The organism is Pseudomonas sp. Colony2, assembly GCF_019382755.1.
Classification (GTDB): Bacteria; Pseudomonadota; Gammaproteobacteria; order Pseudomonadales; family Pseudomonadaceae; genus Aquipseudomonas.
This window is the reverse complement of the sequence record NZ_CP080030.1, coordinates 2,535,634-2,535,917: the sequence shown is the minus strand read 5'-3', so window position 1 is coordinate 2,535,917 and position 284 is coordinate 2,535,634. Positions and strand designations below refer to the sequence as shown.

1 pseudogene is annotated in these 284 nt (G+C 52.5%); it reads left to right on the top strand.

The annotated features are described in order from the left end of the window. Positions 1–189 (top strand): annotated as a pseudogene (locus tag JV201_RS10155) (hypothetical protein); the annotation flags it as partial. Between the last annotated feature and the right edge of the window lie 95 nt (positions 190–284).

The window sequence follows — 284 nt, the reverse complement described above, 5'->3', positions numbered from 1 at the left end:
AAGGAGCTTGTTGAAAAGTACCGGATAGGTTTCGATTTCTTCATGAAGTCGGCGATTGGTACGACCATCGCCAACAAAGCCAGTGACGGAAAGACCGGTGCAGGTGGAAACAGTATCAGCAATGGCGCCAAGGCCCAATACCTGCGGGTATCGCCCGGCGTCTATAAGGTACTGGAGCCTGCCCAGTAAATACCAGACAGTGCTTCAAATTCGCAAGTAGCCCAGCAATCGTATCAGTTTCGCCACGGCCATTTCCCTGGCCGTGGGTTGCTCCATGCATAAAG